Origin of the sequence: Kribbella hippodromi (assembly GCF_039531045.1) — a bacterium.
Taxonomy (GTDB): Bacteria; Actinomycetota; Actinomycetes; order Propionibacteriales; family Kribbellaceae; genus Kribbella; species Kribbella hippodromi.
Map to the genome: position 1 here is coordinate 117,405 of NZ_BAAAPH010000014.1, position 16,611 is coordinate 134,015.

A 16,611-nucleotide genomic window follows, 5' to 3' on the forward strand; every position below is an offset into this window, starting at 1 on the left:
CCGCCTCCGTGTATTAGATCGGTCGCCTGTAGTCTCTATGGGTTGTCCAGCCCGACCGACACCGCCCCACTCAGCCGCTGACCAAGCCTGCCCAACCAAGGGAGCACCCAGCATGCGCATCGCCGTCGCCGGATCGATCGCGACCGACATCCTGATGACCTTCCCAGGGCGGTTCAAGGACCAGTTCCTCGAAGAACAAATGCACAAGGTCTCGTTGTCGTTCCTCGTCGACGAGCTGGTGGTGCACCGCGGTGGCGTCGGCGCGAACATCTGTTACGGGATGGCGCAGCTCGGCTTCCCGTCGGTGCTGGTCGGGTCGGTCGGTGCGGACTTCGCCGAGTACGGCGCGGCGCTGACCGAGGCGGGCGTCGACATTTCGCACGTACGCGTCTGCAACGACGTCCACACGGCCCGCTTCACCTGTACGACCGACCTGGACGCGAACCAGATCGCCTCGTTCTACACCGGCGCGATGGCCGAGGCGCGGGAGCTCGATCTCGGCGCGATCCATCAGGCCGCGGGCGGGATCGACCTGGTACTGGTCGGCGCCGACGATCCGGACGCGATGATCAAGCACACCGATCTGGCCAAGCAGCACGGGATCGCGGTCGCGGCCGATCCGTCCCAGCAGATGGCGCGGATGGAGGGTACGGACATCCGGCACCTGATCGACGGCGCGGCGTACCTGTTCAGCAACGAGTACGAGGCCGGGCTGATGTCCCAGAAGACGGGATGGAGCCATCAGGAGATCCTCGAGCGGGTCGGCGTACGCATCACCACGCACGGCGGCGACGGTGTGGTGATCGAGGACGCGAGCGGGATTCTCGCGAAGGTGCCGGCGGTTCCGGTACCCAACCTGGTCGACCCGACCGGTGGCGGCGACGCGTTCCGCGCCGGGTACCTGACGGGTCGCGCGGCCGGGCTCGACCACGAGGCGTCGGCGCACCTTGGCTGCACGCTGGCGACCACGGTGCTGGAGACGGTCGGCACGCAGGAGTACACGCTCGACCACCCGTCGTTCCTGGACCGGCTCACCGGCGCGTACGGCGCCGACGCGGCCGCGACCGCCAAGCAGGCGCTGGGCAGTCAGCCGTCCTGAACCGAACTGCCCTCCACCTCAGCCGGCGCCGCCAAGATCGCGCCGGCTAGCCCTGCGCCGACTAGTTCTGGGCCAGCTAGTCCTGGGCCGGCTAGTCCTGGGCTGACCTGGCCCAGAGGCCGCGGACGTGGCCGATGTGGCGGCGCATCAGCTGTTCGGCGCCTTCGGCGTCGCCTGCCTCGACCAGATCCATCAGGTCGTGGTGCTCGGTCGCGGACCGTACCAGCCGGCCGCTCTCCACCAGCGGAGTCAGGCCGAGCAGCCGCGTCTGTGACCGCAGGTCCGACACGACGTCGACGAGCTTCTGGTTGCCGGAGTACGCGAGCAGGGTGACGTGGAAGACCCGGTCGGCCTCGATGTACGCGATCAGGTCCCCCGCCTCCGCCGCCACCACGATGTCCTCGGCCAGCTCGCGCAGCCGCGGATGGTCCGCCGCGGGGATCACCGGCACGACCGCGCGCACTGTCGGCGGCTCGATCAGCTGCCGGACCGCCGCCACGTCGTCGAGATCCGCGTCGGACACCTCGGTGACCCGGAAGCCCTTGTTCCGCAGCGAGATCACCAGGCCCTCGCGGACCAGGTCCAGCATCGCCTCCCGGACCGGTGTCGCGGAGACACCGAACCGGGCGCCGAGCGTCGGCGCCGAGTACACCTCACCCGGTTGCAACTCACCGGAGATCACCGCCGCCCGGAGCGCGTTGGCGACGCTGTCGCGCAGGTTCTCCCGGTGCGCCAGCGGCCGGACGCTCGGCAGCGGCCCGATCGAGTCGGCAGCCATCGTTCACCTCCTGGGTCGCCGCCTATTGTGGATCACCGGACGTCACCGATCCCGGAGGCCACCCCCGATGGCGGCAACGAGCTCGGTCAGCCGCTCGAACACGCGGTCGGTGCCGAGGCCGTCGTGCTCGTACTCGTTCGTCACCCAGGCCTGTACGTTCCCGACCCGGCTCGCCGTTTCGAGCTGCAAGCCCGAGTCGACGTACATGTCGTCGTAGTAGACCGCTGCGGCGACCGGTACCTCATTGGCCGCGAGGCGCTCCGGGTCGTACAGCTCCGGCCAGGTCTGCCGCTGCGCCATCAGCTCGACCGCGCCCTGGAACGGCCGAAGTCCCCGGATCTCTTCGAACATCCAGGGGTACATCATCTCGCCGGTGAACAGCAGCGGCCGCGCGTCCTCGGCGAACTCCGGGTGCCGCGGCCGCTCGGCCTGGGCCGCCCACCCGGTCGCGCCGTCGCCGTTGCCGTAGGCGCTCTCCTGCAGGGCGGCGAACAGCGGGTTCCCGAGGAAGGACGTCCCGGTCTGCAGCTGGGCGAGGAAGGTGTCCGAAAGCTCGTCGCCGTCGAACGCCTCGTCGATGATCCAGTGCACTCGCTCGTACCCGGGCTTCATGCCGAAATCCAGTCCGATTGTCTGCAATCTACGAACTGTCAGCCGGTCGCCGTCGGGCAGGCGTACGTCGGACTCGGCCAGCCGGTCGGCGATCCGGCTGACCTGCCCGATGTCGTGCGGGTAGCGACGGAAGTACTCCCGGTTCTTCGCCGCGACCCGCGGGTACGTCCGCCGGTACACCTCGGCGGCCGACGGGGTGATCGACGGCAGGCCGCCGGTCACGTAGCACGCGCTCAGACCCTCGGGCGCCTTCGACAGGTAGGTCATGGTGAGGAAGCCGCCGTAGCTCTGGCCGAGGGTCGACCAACGACGCCCGCCGAAGACCTGCGTACGCAAGTGCTCCGCGTCCGCGACAATCGAGTCGGCCCGGAAGCACGCCAGGTACGCCGCGCCGTCCTCCGCGGACATTGAGGCCATCCGGCGCGCGCTGACCGGCGTACTGCGACCGGTGCCGCGCTGATCCATCAACACGACGCGATGTGTCTTCAGCGCGTGGCCGACCCAGCCGACCGCGCCGAGCGGCCGCGGGCTCTTGCCACCCGGACCGCCCTGCAGGAAGAGCAGGCACGGCAGGTCCTCGTCCTTGCGAGTCGGATCAACGAGCTCCCGCGCGAACACCGTGATCTTCTCGCTGGGCTGGGCCCAGTCCAGCGGTACCTCCGCGGTGTGCTCGCGTACGTGCAGGCCTGGGATGGTGTAGCTGATCACGTCGCCTCTTTCTGTCGGCGTTTGGCGTCCCATTCCGGATTGATTCTCGGTACGGCCGCCAGCAGCGTCTTCGTGTACTCGTCGCGCGGGGCACCGAACACCTGGTCGCGGGTCCCCAGTTCCACGATTCTGCCTCGGTTCATCACCGCGACGCGCTGGGAGATCTGCCGTACCACCGCCAGATCGTGCGCGATGAACACGTAGCTGAACCCACTCTCCCGCTGCAGCCGCATCAGCAACTCCAGCACCTGCGCCTGGATCGACACGTCCAGCGCCGACACCGCCTCGTCGCAGATCACCAGCTTCGGGTTCACCGCGAGCGCGCGGGCGATCCCGATCCGCTGCGCCTGACCGCCGGAGAACTGCGCCGGGTACCGCCGGCAGTGGTCCGGGTTCAGCCCGACCCGCTCCATCAGCTCCTGCGCGTACGCCTGCCGGCCGCCCTTCGGCGTGATGCCCTGATACGTCAGCGGCGCCGTGACGATCCGCTCGACGGTGTACCGCGGGTTCAGCGACGAGAACGGGTCCTGGAACACGACCTGCACGTTGTTCCGGAACCGCGCGAGGTCCTTGCCGCGCGCCCGGGTCACGTCCTGACCGTCGAAGACGACACTGCCGCCGATCGGGTCCAGCAGCCGGGCCGCGATCCGTGCGGTTGTCGACTTTCCACTCCCCGATTCGCCGACAATCGACAATGTCTCGCCGAGGGCGACCTCGAAGCTCACCTTGTCGACGGCGGTGAACACCGACTTCCGCGCCATCGCTCCTTCGCCGCGGGTGACGAACTCCTTGGTCACCCCGCGCACCTCCAGCAAGCTCATGGCGCCACCTCGTCATCGATCCTGGGTACGGCGTCCAGCAGCATCCGGGTGTACTCGTGCCGCGGCTCCGAGAACAGCTGCTCCGCCGTTTCGTACTCGACCGGGTCGCCGGAGCGCATCACCAGTACGCGCTGGGCGATTGAGCTGATCACGGCCAGGTCGTGGGTGATGAACACCATGCCGGTGCCGGTGGTGGACTGCAGTTCTCTGAGCAGCTCGAGGATTTGCGCCTGGACAGTCACGTCGAGCGCGGTTGTCGGTTCGTCGGCAATCAACAACGCCGGACCGCAGCACAACGCCATCGCGATCATCACCCGTTGCCGTTGACCGCCGGAGAACTGGTGCGGGTAGTGGTCGACGCGCCGTTCCGGGTCGGGGATGCGGACCCGGTCGAGTGCCTCGATCGCGACCTGGCGGGCGGCGCGGCGCGTCCCGCCGCGGTGCGTGCGGTACATCTCCTCGATCTGCAGGCCGACGGTGTAGTACGGGTTCAGCGAGGACAGCGGGTCCTGGAACACCATCGAGATCGCGTTGCCGCGGACGGAGCGCAGGTCGCGGTCCGGCTTCCCGAGCAGCTCGGTGCCTTCCAGTTTGACGCTGCCGCTCGTGCGCGCGCCGCGCGGCAGCAGGCCGAGGACGGCGAGTGCGGTCATCGACTTGCCGGAGCCGGACTCGCCGACGATCCCGACCGTCTCGTCCCGGCCGACCGTGAACGAAACGTTCTTCACCACGTCGACGGGTCCGCGGCTGGTCGGCAGGGTGACGGTCAGATTGTCAACAACAAACAATTCGTCGCTCATGCCGACACCACCCGTACCCGTGGGTCCAGCGCGGTGTACAGCAGGTCGACCACAACGTTGCCGATGACAACGAAGAACGCGGCCAGCAGGGTCACCGCCATGATCACCGGCTGATCGTTCTTCGCGATCGAGTCGGCCGCCATTTTGCCGATCCCGTTCAGCCCGAACACGGTTTCGGTGATCAGCGCACCACCGAGCAGCCCGGCGAAGTCCATGCCGAAGATCGTGGTGATCGGTGTCAGCGCCGGGCGGAGGGCGTGCCGACGCATCGTCAGCGAACTGCTCAGTCCCTTGGCGCGGGCGGTCCGGAAGTAGTTCTCCGACAGCGTGTCGATCACGTTGCTCCGGGTCAGGCGCGCGTACAGACAGGCGTACCCGACGGCGAGCACCACCCACGGCATCAGGTACGACTCGAACCAGACAATCGGATTGTCAACAAAGGACACCGCCGACGGGAAGGGCAGGATCTGCAGCTTCACCACGAGCACGTACTGGAGTACCAGCGCGAGCACGTAGTTCGGCACGCTGACACCGCCGAGCGCGAGCGCCATCGCCGTACGGTCCCACCACGTACCCTGCTTGACCGCGCTGACCAGACCGCCGATCACACCGGCGAGCAGCCACAGTACGGCGGCACCGACCGCGACCGTGATACTCACGGGCAGCCGCGCGGTGATCATGCTCCACACCGATTCATTGGTCTGGAAGCTGTACCCGAGACACGGCGCCGAGCAGTGAACCGATCCGTACTCACGCCCCGCGAAGATCCCGCGCAGGAACTCCCAGAACTGGGTGAGCAATGGCTGGTTCAGCCCGAGTACGTTGCGGATCGAGTCGATCCGGTCCGGCGTACACGTCTTGCCGCAGATCATCACCGCGGGGTCCGGCGAGAGCTTGAAGAAGATCAGGTACGTGAACAGGCAGACGGCCAGCAGAATCAGTACGACCCCACCGAGCCGGCCGAGTACATAGCGGATCATGCGGCCTCCCCCTGGTCGATACCGGACCGGATCTTGTCGCCGAGAACGGTCAGCGAAAGTACGGTGAGGAACAGGAACGCGCCCGGAATCGCGAAGAACATCGGGTCGACCGAGTACCAGCTGACCGAGCTCGCGATCATCTGGCCCCAGGACGCGGTCGGCGGCGCGACGCCGACGCCAAGGAAGGACAGTCCGGCCTCGGTGCCGATGTACCCCGGAATCGCGAGCGTCGTCATCACCACGATCGAGCCGCGCAGGTTCGGCAGGATCTCGCGGAACACCACCTGGGTGTCCTTCGCCCCGGACGCCCGCGCCGCCTCGACGAACTCGCGGTTCGCCAGCGTCATCGTCTGACCGCGGATCACCCGGGCCAGGTACGGCCAGCCGAACGCGCTGATCACCACGACCAGCAGCACCGGGCGGTTCCCGGACGGCAGCGAGGACAGGATCGCGATCATGAAGATCAGCGCCGGGAACGCCATCAGGAAGTCCATCACCCGGGAGATCACCTGATCCACCCAGCCGCGGTAGAAGCCGGCCAGCATGCCGAGGACGACACCGAGAATCCCGGTCAGCAAAGTTGCAGACAATGAGATTGTTATCGATACCCGCGCGCCGTACACGATCCGGGCGAACAGGTCGCGGCCGTTCTGCGGCTCGACCCCGAACCAGTGCGAGCCGCTGATCCCACCGAGCGCACCGTGCGGCAGACCGCCCAGGTCGGAGTTGATCGCGGCCGAGTCGAACGCGTACGGTCCCCAGCCGCTCAGCTTGGTGATCAGTGGCGCGGCGATCGCCATCAGCACCACGATCCCGAGGAACACCAGGCAGGCCAGCGCGCCCTTGTCCCGCGTGATCGTGGTCAGCAGCCGCTTACCCGAGGCCGGCGGGCCCGCCGGCGGAGCAGCCGGTCCAACCTCCTCGACCTCGGCAAGTGTCGGGCCGGTTGTCACTTCCCGGCGTCCTTCAAACCGACCGACACCAGATCGATACCGCCCGAGAACCCGTCATGAAGGTAGGCGCCACCAATGTTGCTGCCGATAAGCATCAGCACCTTCTCGTACACCAGCGGGACAACCGGCGCGAGCTCCATGATCTGCTTGTCCAGTTCGCCGTACGCCTTGTTGGCCGCGGCAACATCGGTCAGCTTGGCGATCTCGTCGATCTTCGCGTTCACACCCGGGTCGTTCAGCTGGGACAGGTTGGTGTTGCCCTTCGGGGTGATGTTGCGGCCGTCGAACAGCGGCGGCAGGAAGGTCGCACCGGACGGCCAGTCCGGGCACCAGCCGGTGATCGCCGCGTCGTGCTGCTGCGACGTCGTGCCGATCACCTCGTAGTAGGTGGCGGTGTCGATCGTGTTGATCTTGACGGTGATCTTGAGCGGCTCGAGCGCCTGCTGGATCGCCACCGCCATCGCCTGCATCTTCGGCTGCGCGCGGGTGTCGAGCGTCATCGTGAACTCGTTGCCGAACCCGGCCTCGGTGAGCAGTTTGCGGGCGCCGTCCACATCGCCCTTGTGGTCCGGGCTCGGGTACGGGTCGTAGTCCACCCGGCCGGTGATCGTCGGCGGCTGGATGCTGGTCCCGATCTCGGCCAGCGCGGAACCACCGTCGGCGTCCCGTACCGTCTGCTTGTTGATGGCGAGGTTGATCGCCTGCCGGACCTTCACGTTGTCCAGCGGCTTCTTGGTCGAGTTCAGGCCCATGTACGTGGTGCAGCCGTTGCTTCCGGTCATCGTCCGCTGCTTGAGCTGCGGCGTCTGGATGCGGGCCACGCTGGCGGCCTGCACGGTACCGGCGATCGCGTTCGCGTCGGTGCCCTGGCCGGCGATCATCCGCTCGTCGATGGTGGCCGGGTCCAGGCCGAACGTCCACTGGAAGACGTCCGGGTTCGCGGTCCGTACGTCGTCGGTCTTCTTGTCCCACTTGTCGTTGCGGACCAGCTTCAGCGAAGCACCCGGCTTGTACTCGGCGACCTTGTACGGGCCGGACGCGATCGGCTTGCTGTCCAGCGCGTTGCCGGCGCCTTGGCCTTTCGGTACGGGGCTGAAGGTGTTCTGCGCGACCACGCTGCCGAAGTCGGCGAACGGCTTCTTCAGGTGGAACACGATGGTCTTCGCGTCCGGAGTGTCGATTGTCGACAATTCACCGGACTTGTACGGGCCTTGGTACGAGGCGGGCGCTTCGATCAGCTGCTTGGCGTACGGCGAGCCGATGCCGATCTCCGGATCCCAGGCCCGGGACACGCCCCACTTCACGTCCGCGCTGGTGATCGGTGCGCCGGTCTCGAAGAACAGTCCGTCCTTCAGCGTGAACGTCCAGGTCTTGCCGCCGTCGGTTGTCTTGCCGGTGTCGGTCGCGAGGTCCGGGACGATCTTGGTGCCGTCCGCGCCCGGTGCCGCGCCTTGGGTGGTCAGGGTGCGGTAGACGAGTCGATAGAAATTGTTGACACCGCCGTCGAAGCCGCGGGCCGGGTCGAGGTGGGAGAAGGCGGCATTCGCCAGCACTTGCAAGGTGCCACCCTGCTGGGCTTTCGCTCCTGGTCCGGCCGACCCTCCATTGCTGCTGGAGCCACCACCGCCACCACCACATGCCGTCAACGCCAGCGCCGCGGACGCGACGATCCCGATCAAACCGGTCAGCCTGGAAGTTCTCTTCATCGCTCGTCTCTCTCGATTCGCAGCCACACACGCATCGCGCGGGCCTGACGGTTCCCCCAAACGAAGTACGGAACAAACACCGCCGCCACCCGCCCGGCGGCGCTGCCGTCGAGCCGGTCGAGCGGTGGGTTCTGTCCAACGGCGCGGTCGAGCGGTGGGTTCTGCCCAACGGCGCGGTCGCGGACAGCCTGACCACTGGTGGTGTCCTTGGGTGGGTCGGTCAGAACGGGATAAAGCTCGGGTGGTGGTGGAGGTGCGACGCCCGCGGTCAGCTCGAGCACCACGTGATCGTCCTGCCGACGAACGGCCGCCTCCTGAACCGCCCGCGGACCAAGCACCAGATCATCAACCGCGGCAGCCACATCTTGTTGCTCAACGCAATAAACCAGCGGCCCACGAGCAACCGCGATCGCCCCACGCGCCGCATCCACGTACGGATGCACCCCATGCGCCCGCACCCCCATCGGCAACGTCAGCCGAAGCACATCCCCCGCCACAAACCCCCGCCGAACAACCAGCCACCCACCCTCAACAACCACCCCGTCAACACCTCGGGCACCTTCCCCCCACAACACCTCCACATCCCCCACCGCCGTCCCGCAAACCGCACCTGGACCCACCGGAGTTGTTTCCGGGTGGGTGATGGTGAGGTGGGCGTCTGTCGACCAACTTGGGAGGCGTAGGGCGATTACGTGTGGGGTGGTTGGGGCCTTGGTGATGGTTATCGTGACGGCGCCGTCCCACGGGTAGCTGGTGGCTACTGTGGCGGCGACGTCGGGGGTGGCGATTTGTGCATCGGTGTAGAGACCGACGTACAAGGTGTCAGCGGTGTGTGCCGCGACATGATCCTGGAGTTCGGACATCCAGCGGATGATGTTCGGTGGGCAGCACGGGCAGCCGAACCAGGCGCGGCGAAGGGGCTCGCCGCCGGCCTCGGCGCCCGAGCGTTGTTCGTGGTCGGGGCGGCGCTGCAGCGGATTGTCGTAGAAGAACGCCTTGCCATCAGCCGAAAGCCCGACCGCATACGCGTTGTACAGCACGGTTTCGTACACGTCGACGTATCGCGCCTTGCCGGTGGCGAGGAACATCCGCCACGCCCACTGCATGGTCGCGATCGCCGCGCAGGTCTCGGCGTACGCGCGCTCGGACGGCAGTTCGTACCGGTCGCCGATCGCCTCGTCGGAGTGCCTGCTGCCGAGTCCGCCGGTGAGGTACAGCTTGGTCGCGACCATGTCGTCCCACAGCCGTTCCAGTGCGGTGAGCAGGGTCGTGTCGCCGGTTTCGAGGTACACATCGGTCGCACCGGCCGCGAGGTACGCCATCCGTACCGCATGCCCCGTCACCGACGGGAGCTCCCGGAACGGCACGTGGTCCTGGAAGTACTCGCCAGGGAAGATCGTGTGCTCGAGCTTGCCCTGCCCGCGCCGATCGACGAACAACCGCGCTTGGGTCAGGTAGCCGGCCTCGCCGGTTTCACGATAAAGCTCAACCAGCGCCATCTCCACCTCGGGATGACCGTCGACAATCTCCTCGCCGTCGGGGCCGTACCTCCGGACGACGAGGTCGGCGAACCGCCGGGCGATTGTCAACAATCTGCTATCCGACAATTGCCGGTTCGCGGCGACGGCTGCCTGGATCAGGTGGCCGAGGTTGTACAGCTCGTGCCCCCAGCCGAGGTCGGACCACGGTTGCTTGGGCTGGTCGGGGTCCTGGAAGTACGAGTTCAGGTACCCGTCGGGAGCTTGCGCTTGTTCGAGCAGACCGACTACTTCGTCGAAGAACGCGCGGGCGCCGGCGGGTGGGTCGTCACGTCCGAGCTCGTAGGCGAGACCTTCGAGGGTCTTGTACAGATCCGTGTCCAGAAAGGGATACCGGCCGCGGTACGGACCGACCAATGGGTCGATCAGCCGACGGAGATTGTCGACGTTGCCGGCCTTCCGCAGCTCCGCGATCGCGTGCGGGATGGTCGCACGCCGATTCCGCTCCTGCCACTCCCCCAACAACCCACCACCCAACTCCACCCGCACCGCACGCACCACCCCCACCCGCACATCCACCGCCGGCCGCACCACCCCCGCCCGCACATCCACCGCCGGACGCACCACACCCGCCCGCACATCCGTCCCCACGCGCACCACACCTTCCCGCGCATCCGTCGCCGGACGCACCGCACCCGCCCCCCGCGCATCCGTCGCCGCCCGCACAACACCTTCCCGTACATCCGTCGCCGCGCGCACCACACCTGCCAGTGCATCCACCGCCGGAGGTACTACACCTGGCTGCGAATCCACTGCCGGCCGCGCCGCACCTGTCCGCGCATCCACCGCCGAGGGCACCGCATCTGCCCGTGCATCCACCGCCGGAGGTACTACATCTGCCTGCGGATCCGCCGCCGGAGGCACCGCATTTGCCCGTGCGTCAGGCGCCGATCGCGCCGCGCCGACCTGCGCATCTGCCGCTGTCCGTGCCGATTCACTCACCATGCGACTCCAGTGCCGTGTGACATTGCACAGACCTTAAGTGCAATGTCACACCTTGCCAAGAGCCCACCAAAGACGTTTACACGCCGGATACAACCCCCACCGTCACCACCCAATCACCTTCCGTAGGCGAGATCGCCCGCCACCACCCCGCGCAGTGGGCCCGGATGTCCCCCGGGGCCGGCGCCCTCGCAAAGCCCGTGCTCGCGGGGCGGAAGGTTGCTGGCGAGGATGGTGGTGTTGACGCAGGTGCTCGCCGACGCGGGTGGTGTGGTGGCGTTGGCGTAGGTGCTCGCCGACCGCCACTTGAGGGGTGAACCTCCGAACGCACCCGTTCACCATCCGCATGCGGGAGGCGAACGGACAAGGGCAGATGTTCACCCCTGAAATGGCAGTCGGCCTGCGCGGGTGGTGGCGGCGCGGGTGGTGGCGGCGCGGGTGAGCTGGGTGGGGATGGCGCGGGTGAGCTGGGTGGGGATGGCGCGGGTGGGTTAGAGGCGGGGTGTCGTGGGTGGGTGGGATCAGAGGCGGGGGTCGATGGGTTCGGATTCGAGGGCGAGGACGGCGAAGGTGCATTCGTGGATGCGCCAGAGGGGTTCGCCGCGGGCGGCTCGTTCGAGGGACTCCAGGCCTAGGGCGTACTCGCGGAGGGCGAGGGAGCGTTTGTGGCCGAGGTTGCGGTCGCGGAGGCGGGTGAAGTTTGCGGGATCGGTGTAGTCGGGGCCGTAGATGAGTCGCAGGTACTCCTGTCCGCGAACCTTCAACCCAGGCTGCGCCAACCCCTTCGCCGTCCGGACCAAGTTGGCGGCCGGCTTCACCACCATGCCCTCTCCCCCGGCGCCGGTGAGCTCTTCCCACCAAGCGATCCCGGCATCCCAGTTGTCCGCGTCAACGAACAACCGTCGCGTCGGCGTCACCACCTCGGGGCCCGCGGCAACCATCCGATCGGCGATCCCGAGGTGCCAAGCATGCGGCTGCTCCTGGTACGTAGCCCCCTCGGAAGCCAGCACCTGGAACGGCGCCAGCCGCACCCCGTCCAACCCATCGGTCGGCCAGCAATACCGCCGGTACGCCTCCGTGAACCGCTCCGCATTCGACAACCGCCGCTCCACCGACCCCAGCAGGTCACCCACGTCCAGACCAGCACCAACCGCCGACCGCAGCGCAGCAGTTGCCGCAGGCAAGGATGTACGAGCAGCCGCCCCCACCGCCGCGTACTGATTCCGCAGCAGGTCCTCCGCCTTCGCGCTCCACGGCAGCAACTCGGCGTCGAGCAGCACCCACGAGGTGTCCAACTCATCGAACACCCCGGCCCGCTCCGCCACCGACCGCAGCCGAAGCAACAGCTCATCGGTCAGCGAAGCGTCAAAGAACGACCGCCCGGTCCGGGTATGAACAGCACCCCGACCGCCGAGCCCGAACCGACTCTCCGCAACGGAATCATCCCGCGTCAGCAGCACCACCGCCCGCGAGCCCATGTGCTTCTCCTCGCACACCAGCTCCGTCACGCCCTGCGCGCGGTACGTCTCGAACGCCTGCCGCGGATGTTCCAGCACCCCCGGCTCCGGGGACGTGGCGACCGGGCTCATCGTCGGCGGCAGGTACAGCAGGAACCGCGGATCGATCGCGAACCGGCTCATCACCTCCAGCGCCGCACCAGCCTGCTCCGCGCGGACACTCAACCGGCCGTGCGTAGCGGTCTCGATCACCCGCCGGCCGGTCACGTCGGTCAGCTCGAGTACGTCGGGTTCCCGCGCCGGAGCAGTTGCCACATGCAACGGTTTCGCCGGCGCGTAGTACTCCTCGGCCGCCTGCACAGCAACCAGCTCACGCTCCGGGTACCGCAGCGCCGTCAGCGAGCCACCGAAGACGCAACCGGTGTCCAGGCAAATCGTGTTGTTGATCCACTCCGGCTCGGGCGTCGGCGTGTGCCCGTACACGACCGTCGCGCGACCGCGGTAATCGTTCGCCCACGGGTACCGCACCGGCAGCCCGAACTCGTCGGTCTCACCGGTCGTCTCGCCGTACAAGCAGAACGACCGGACGCGCCCCGACGTACGCCCATGCATGCGCTCGACCAGACCGGCATGGGAAACCACCAGCTTGCCGTCGTCGAACACGTAGTGCGAGATCAGCCCGTCGATGAAGGTCATCACTTCATCGCGAAACTCCGAAGACTCCAGAGCCAACTGCTCGAGCGTGGTCTCCAACCCGTGGCTGATCTTCACGTTCTTCCCGCGAAGCGCCCGCAGCAGCTTGTCCTCGTGGTTACCCGGCACGCAGTACGCATGCCCGTTCGCCACCATCCCCATCACCAGCCGCAGCACGCCCGGGCTGTCCGGACCACGGTCGACGAGGTCGCCGACGAAGATCGCCTGCCGCGACGGGTGTACGGCGTCAACCGGCCGCCCCGCCTCATCGCGAGTGAACGCGTACCCGAGCTCCGTGAGCAACCGCTCCAGCTCCGGACGGCACCCGTGCACATCGCCGATCACGTCGAATGGACCGGTCCGATCGGTCAGATCGTTGTACAGCCGGGTCCGTTCGATGCTCACGGCATCGATCTCGTCCACATCGGACAGGATGTGTACGTGCCGGAAGCCCTCGCGCTTCAGACTGCGCAACCCGCGCTTGAGCTGCGACCGCTGCCGGACGATCACCTTCGACCCGAACTGCCGATCCGCCCGCTGCTCGTTCCGTTCGACACAAACCCGCTCCGGCGGATCGAGCACGATCGCCACCGGGAGCACGTCGTACTCCCGGGCCAGATTCACCAGTTCCTTCCGGGCGTCCGGCTGGACGTTGGTCGCGTCGATGACCGTCAGCCGCCCGGCCGCGAGCCGTTTCCCGGCGATGAAGTTCAGCACCTCGAAGGCGTCCTTCGTGGCCGCCTGGTCGTTCTCGTCGTCCGACACCAACCCACGGCAGAAGTCGCTGGAGATCACCTCGGTACCGAGGAAGTGCTTCCGCGCGAACGTGGACTTCCCGGACCCGCTCGCCCCGACCAGCACAATGAGCGAGAGCGCGGGTACATCAATCCGAGTCATCGTGCCTCCTCCGAACCCGAACCCGAACCCGAATCCGACTCCGACCCCGACCCCGACTCCGAACGAAACAGCGCCAGCTGCGTCGGCGCCCCATGCACCGGATCGACCGCACCGACCGGACGGAACTCGACCACGTAGCCATAAGAAGACGCGACCCCACGCGCCCAGTCCTCGAACTCCGCCCGAGTCCACTCGAACCGGTGATCCGGATGCCGGAACTTCCCGGCGGGCAGCGACGGAAACAGCACGTTGTACTCGCTGTTGGGCGTCGTCATGACAACCGCAGCAGGACGCGCCGCCTGGAACACCGACTTCGCCAACGCCGGCAGCCGCGGCGGATCGACGTGCTCCACGACCTCCATCAACACGACCGCGTCCAGGCCGGCGAGCCGCTCGTCGGAGTACGTCACCGAGGACTGCAGAAAGCGCAGCCGATCGCGCTGCCGGTCGGGCAGATCGTCGTACCGCAGCCGCCGCTTCGCCGAGATCAGCGCCCGCGCCGACACGTCGGTCGCGATCAGTTCGCCGATCATCGGGTCCTTCAGCAGCTCACCGACCAGGGCGCCTTCACCACAGCCGAGGTCGGCGATCCGGCGGGCGCCCAGTTCACGAAGCACGCCCGCTACCGCCGTACGCCGCTCGACCGCAAGCGAAACCGAACCTTCCTCCGCCGACTCTTCGGCAAGCTCCTGACCATCTACCTCAGCCAGTCGCTCCAGCGCGGCATCGGCCAGGTACCGGCGGTGGGCGAGGTAGCGCCGCGAGATCAGGTCCTTCTCGGGATGTGCGGCCAGCCAGCCTTCGCCGGCCTTGACCAGCTTGTCGACCTCGTCCGATCCGACCCAGTAGTGCTTCGCGTCGTCCAGCACGGGCAGCATCACGTACAGGTGGTTCAGCGCATCGGCCAGCCGCAGTACGCCGGTCAGCCGCAGGTCCACGTACCGCGAATCGCCCCACGCGGGGATCTCCGGATCGAGCGGGACGGGGCGCGCGTCGACGGTCCAACCGAGCGGCGCGAAGAACCGCTCGGCCAACTCGGCGCCGCCGTTGCACGGGAGCGCCGGGACGTGGATCTCCAGCGGCAACGGACGCGCCGCAAGCTCGGGGCGCGCGTCGCAGCGGCCGTTCATCGCGGTACGGAACAGCTTGCCGAGCGCGACCGCGAGCAGACTGGACGCGGCGTACGGGCGGTCGTTCACGTACTGCCCGAGGGTGAATCCCTCCGCCGCCTTCCCGCGCCCGGAGCGAACCAGCCCGATCGGGTCGATCTCCAGGAGCACCGCCGCCGTACACCGCTCGTCCGTGGCCTCAGGGTAGAACACATGGGCCGATCCCCCGGTGATGCCGATCGCCTGCGGTCGCGCGGGGTTCTTGTGCAACAGGAACCCGAAATCGCTCGCGGGAGCATCCAGTCCGGCCAGATCGGTACCAAGCGTGAGGAACACCGGAGTATTCGATCACGAACAGCGTCCACCGGACACGTCGATTACCGGTGGCCGGATCGGGCGACATGCAGTTTGGGGCTGGCGTGTCCGGGCCCTTTGGCTCTAGCTTGGGTCAAGAAGATGAGTCGCTACAGACCGTCCTTCCCCGCTGACAGTCGGTAATTGTCCCCGGTTTGTGGCGTAACCCAGCCACGTACTACGGGGAAAGGATCATGGCCGAACTCGCTCGCCATCCGGGGTGCCGCCGGTGAAACCCCAGACTTTCGAACTCGTCCGTTACACCGACATCAGCGGGGTCTCCGGGACCGGCATCGTCGCCGAAGGATGCGTCTTCACCGACGGCTCGGTCGCGCTCCGCTGGCACGGCGCCAACCCGTCCACGGCCGTCTGGCCGGACCTCGACTCCATCCTCGCCGTCCACGGCCACCGCGGCGCCACCGTGGTCCGCTGGCTGGACGTCTCCGAGATGGACCCGGTCCCCGGCACCGACCTGCTGCCCGGCGAACTCACCCACATCCTCGCCACCGGCCGCCGTACCCACCCCGCGGCCGCCTCCGCCTGAGCAGGCTTCAGGGCGTCAGGCCGGTGAGGGCGAAGAACTCGGCGCGGGAGCTGGGGTTTTCGCGGAGGGTGCCGTGCAGCGAGGACGTGACCGTACGCGAACCCGTCGCGCGTACGCCGCGCAGTGACATGCACTGGTGCTCGGCCTCGATCACCACGCCGACGCCCTTCGGGTCGAGATGGTCCTGGAGCCAGTCGGCGACCTGCTTGGTCAGCCGCTCCTGCACCTGGAAGTCGCGCGCGAACAGCTCCACCACGCGGGCCAGCTTCGACAGGCCGAGGATCCGGTCACCCGGCAGGTACCCGACGTGGGCGACGCCCTGGAACGGCAGCAGGTGGTGTTCGCACAGTGACTGCACCGGGATGTCCTTGGCCAGGACCAGCTCGTCGTACCCTTCGTCGTTCGGGAAGGTGGTGAGCTCGAACTCGCGGGGCGTGAGCATCTCGGCGTACGCGTTCGCGACCCGCCGCGGGGTGTCCGCGAGATGGGCACTGTGCGGGTCACGCCCGAGCGCGGTGAGCAGGTCCGCGACCGCACGCTGCGCGGCCGGAAGGTCGATTTCCTCCCGGCGGGCGACGATGTGAAGCGGGACGGACTCGAGGTCGGCCGAGATCGCCATC

At 67.7% G+C, this 16,611-nt stretch carries 13 protein-coding genes; 2 read left to right on the plus strand and 11 right to left on the minus strand.

Annotation, left to right across the window (positions count from 1 at the left end; translation table 11 throughout):
• Nucleotides 1-112 precede the first annotated feature (112 nt).
• Nucleotides 113-1,099, plus strand: coding sequence for a carbohydrate kinase family protein (locus ABD260_RS22070; protein ID WP_344235804.1), 987 nt, complete (start codon nucleotides 113-115; stop codon nucleotides 1,097-1,099).
• 91 nt (nucleotides 1,100-1,190) lie between these two features.
• Here the strand turns inward: ABD260_RS22070 and ABD260_RS22075 are convergent, their stop codons facing one another.
• The 10 genes from ABD260_RS22075 to ABD260_RS22120 all read right to left on the minus strand — a co-directional run bounded on the left by ABD260_RS22075 (nucleotide 1,191) and on the right by ABD260_RS22120 (nucleotide 15,429).
• Complete coding sequence (locus ABD260_RS22075; RefSeq protein ID WP_344235806.1) at nucleotides 1,191-1,877, minus strand: GntR family transcriptional regulator; 687 nt, start codon at nucleotides 1,875-1,877, stop codon at nucleotides 1,191-1,193.
• Nucleotides 1,878-1,919: 42 nt separating this feature from the next.
• Nucleotides 1,920-3,197, minus strand: a complete 1,278-nt coding sequence (locus ABD260_RS22080; RefSeq protein WP_344235808.1) for an alpha/beta fold hydrolase — start codon at nucleotides 3,195-3,197, stop codon at nucleotides 1,920-1,922.
• Nucleotides 3,194-4,018, minus strand: a complete 825-nt coding sequence (locus ABD260_RS22085; protein WP_344235810.1) for an ATP-binding cassette domain-containing protein — start codon at nucleotides 4,016-4,018, stop codon at nucleotides 3,194-3,196. Before ABD260_RS22085 ends, ABD260_RS22080 begins: the two co-directional genes overlap by 4 nt.
• Entirely contained in the window at nucleotides 4,015-4,818 is an 804-nt protein-coding gene (locus tag ABD260_RS22090; RefSeq protein WP_344235812.1) for an ABC transporter ATP-binding protein, read from the minus strand. Before ABD260_RS22090 ends, ABD260_RS22085 begins: the two co-directional genes overlap by 4 nt.
• Complete coding sequence (locus ABD260_RS22095; protein WP_344235814.1) at nucleotides 4,815-5,798, minus strand: ABC transporter permease; 984 nt, start codon at nucleotides 5,796-5,798, stop codon at nucleotides 4,815-4,817. Before ABD260_RS22095 ends, ABD260_RS22090 begins: the two co-directional genes overlap by 4 nt.
• The gene (locus ABD260_RS22100; protein ID WP_344235816.1) at nucleotides 5,795-6,751 is read right to left on the minus strand and encodes an ABC transporter permease; all 957 of its coding nucleotides are present in this window, start codon (nucleotides 6,749-6,751) and stop codon (nucleotides 5,795-5,797) included. Before ABD260_RS22100 ends, ABD260_RS22095 begins: the two co-directional genes overlap by 4 nt.
• Nucleotides 6,748-8,457, minus strand: coding sequence for an ABC transporter substrate-binding protein (locus ABD260_RS22105; protein WP_344235818.1), 1,710 nt, complete (start codon nucleotides 8,455-8,457; stop codon nucleotides 6,748-6,750). Before ABD260_RS22105 ends, ABD260_RS22100 begins: the two co-directional genes overlap by 4 nt.
• A complete protein-coding gene (locus ABD260_RS22110) occupies nucleotides 8,454-10,586 on the minus strand; it encodes a glycoside hydrolase family 127 protein (protein WP_344235820.1) in 2,133 nt (710 codons plus the stop codon). The genes ABD260_RS22105 and ABD260_RS22110 overlap by 4 nt, the downstream gene beginning before the upstream one ends.
• 872 nt (nucleotides 10,587-11,458) lie before the next feature.
• Nucleotides 11,459-13,984: a polynucleotide kinase-phosphatase gene (locus tag ABD260_RS22115; protein ID WP_344235822.1), complete on the minus strand. Its 2,526-nt coding sequence runs from the start codon at nucleotides 13,982-13,984 to the stop codon at nucleotides 11,459-11,461.
• Complete coding sequence (locus ABD260_RS22120; RefSeq protein WP_344235824.1) at nucleotides 13,981-15,429, minus strand: 3' terminal RNA ribose 2'-O-methyltransferase Hen1; 1,449 nt, start codon at nucleotides 15,427-15,429, stop codon at nucleotides 13,981-13,983. The genes ABD260_RS22115 and ABD260_RS22120 overlap by 4 nt, the downstream gene beginning before the upstream one ends.
• 247 nt (nucleotides 15,430-15,676) lie before the next feature.
• Between ABD260_RS22120 and ABD260_RS22125 the strand changes: the two genes are divergently transcribed.
• Nucleotides 15,677-15,991, plus strand: a complete 315-nt coding sequence (locus ABD260_RS22125; RefSeq protein ID WP_344235826.1) for a hypothetical protein — start codon at nucleotides 15,677-15,679, stop codon at nucleotides 15,989-15,991.
• Between the two features lie 7 nt (nucleotides 15,992-15,998).
• On the opposite strand, the gene folE is transcribed toward ABD260_RS22125, so the two are convergent.
• Nucleotides 15,999-16,610 (minus strand): GTP cyclohydrolase I FolE, encoded by a 612-nt coding sequence (folE, locus tag ABD260_RS22130; protein ID WP_344235828.1) that lies wholly within the window; start codon nucleotides 16,608-16,610, stop codon nucleotides 15,999-16,001.
• Between the last annotated feature and the right edge of the window lies 1 nt (nucleotide 16,611).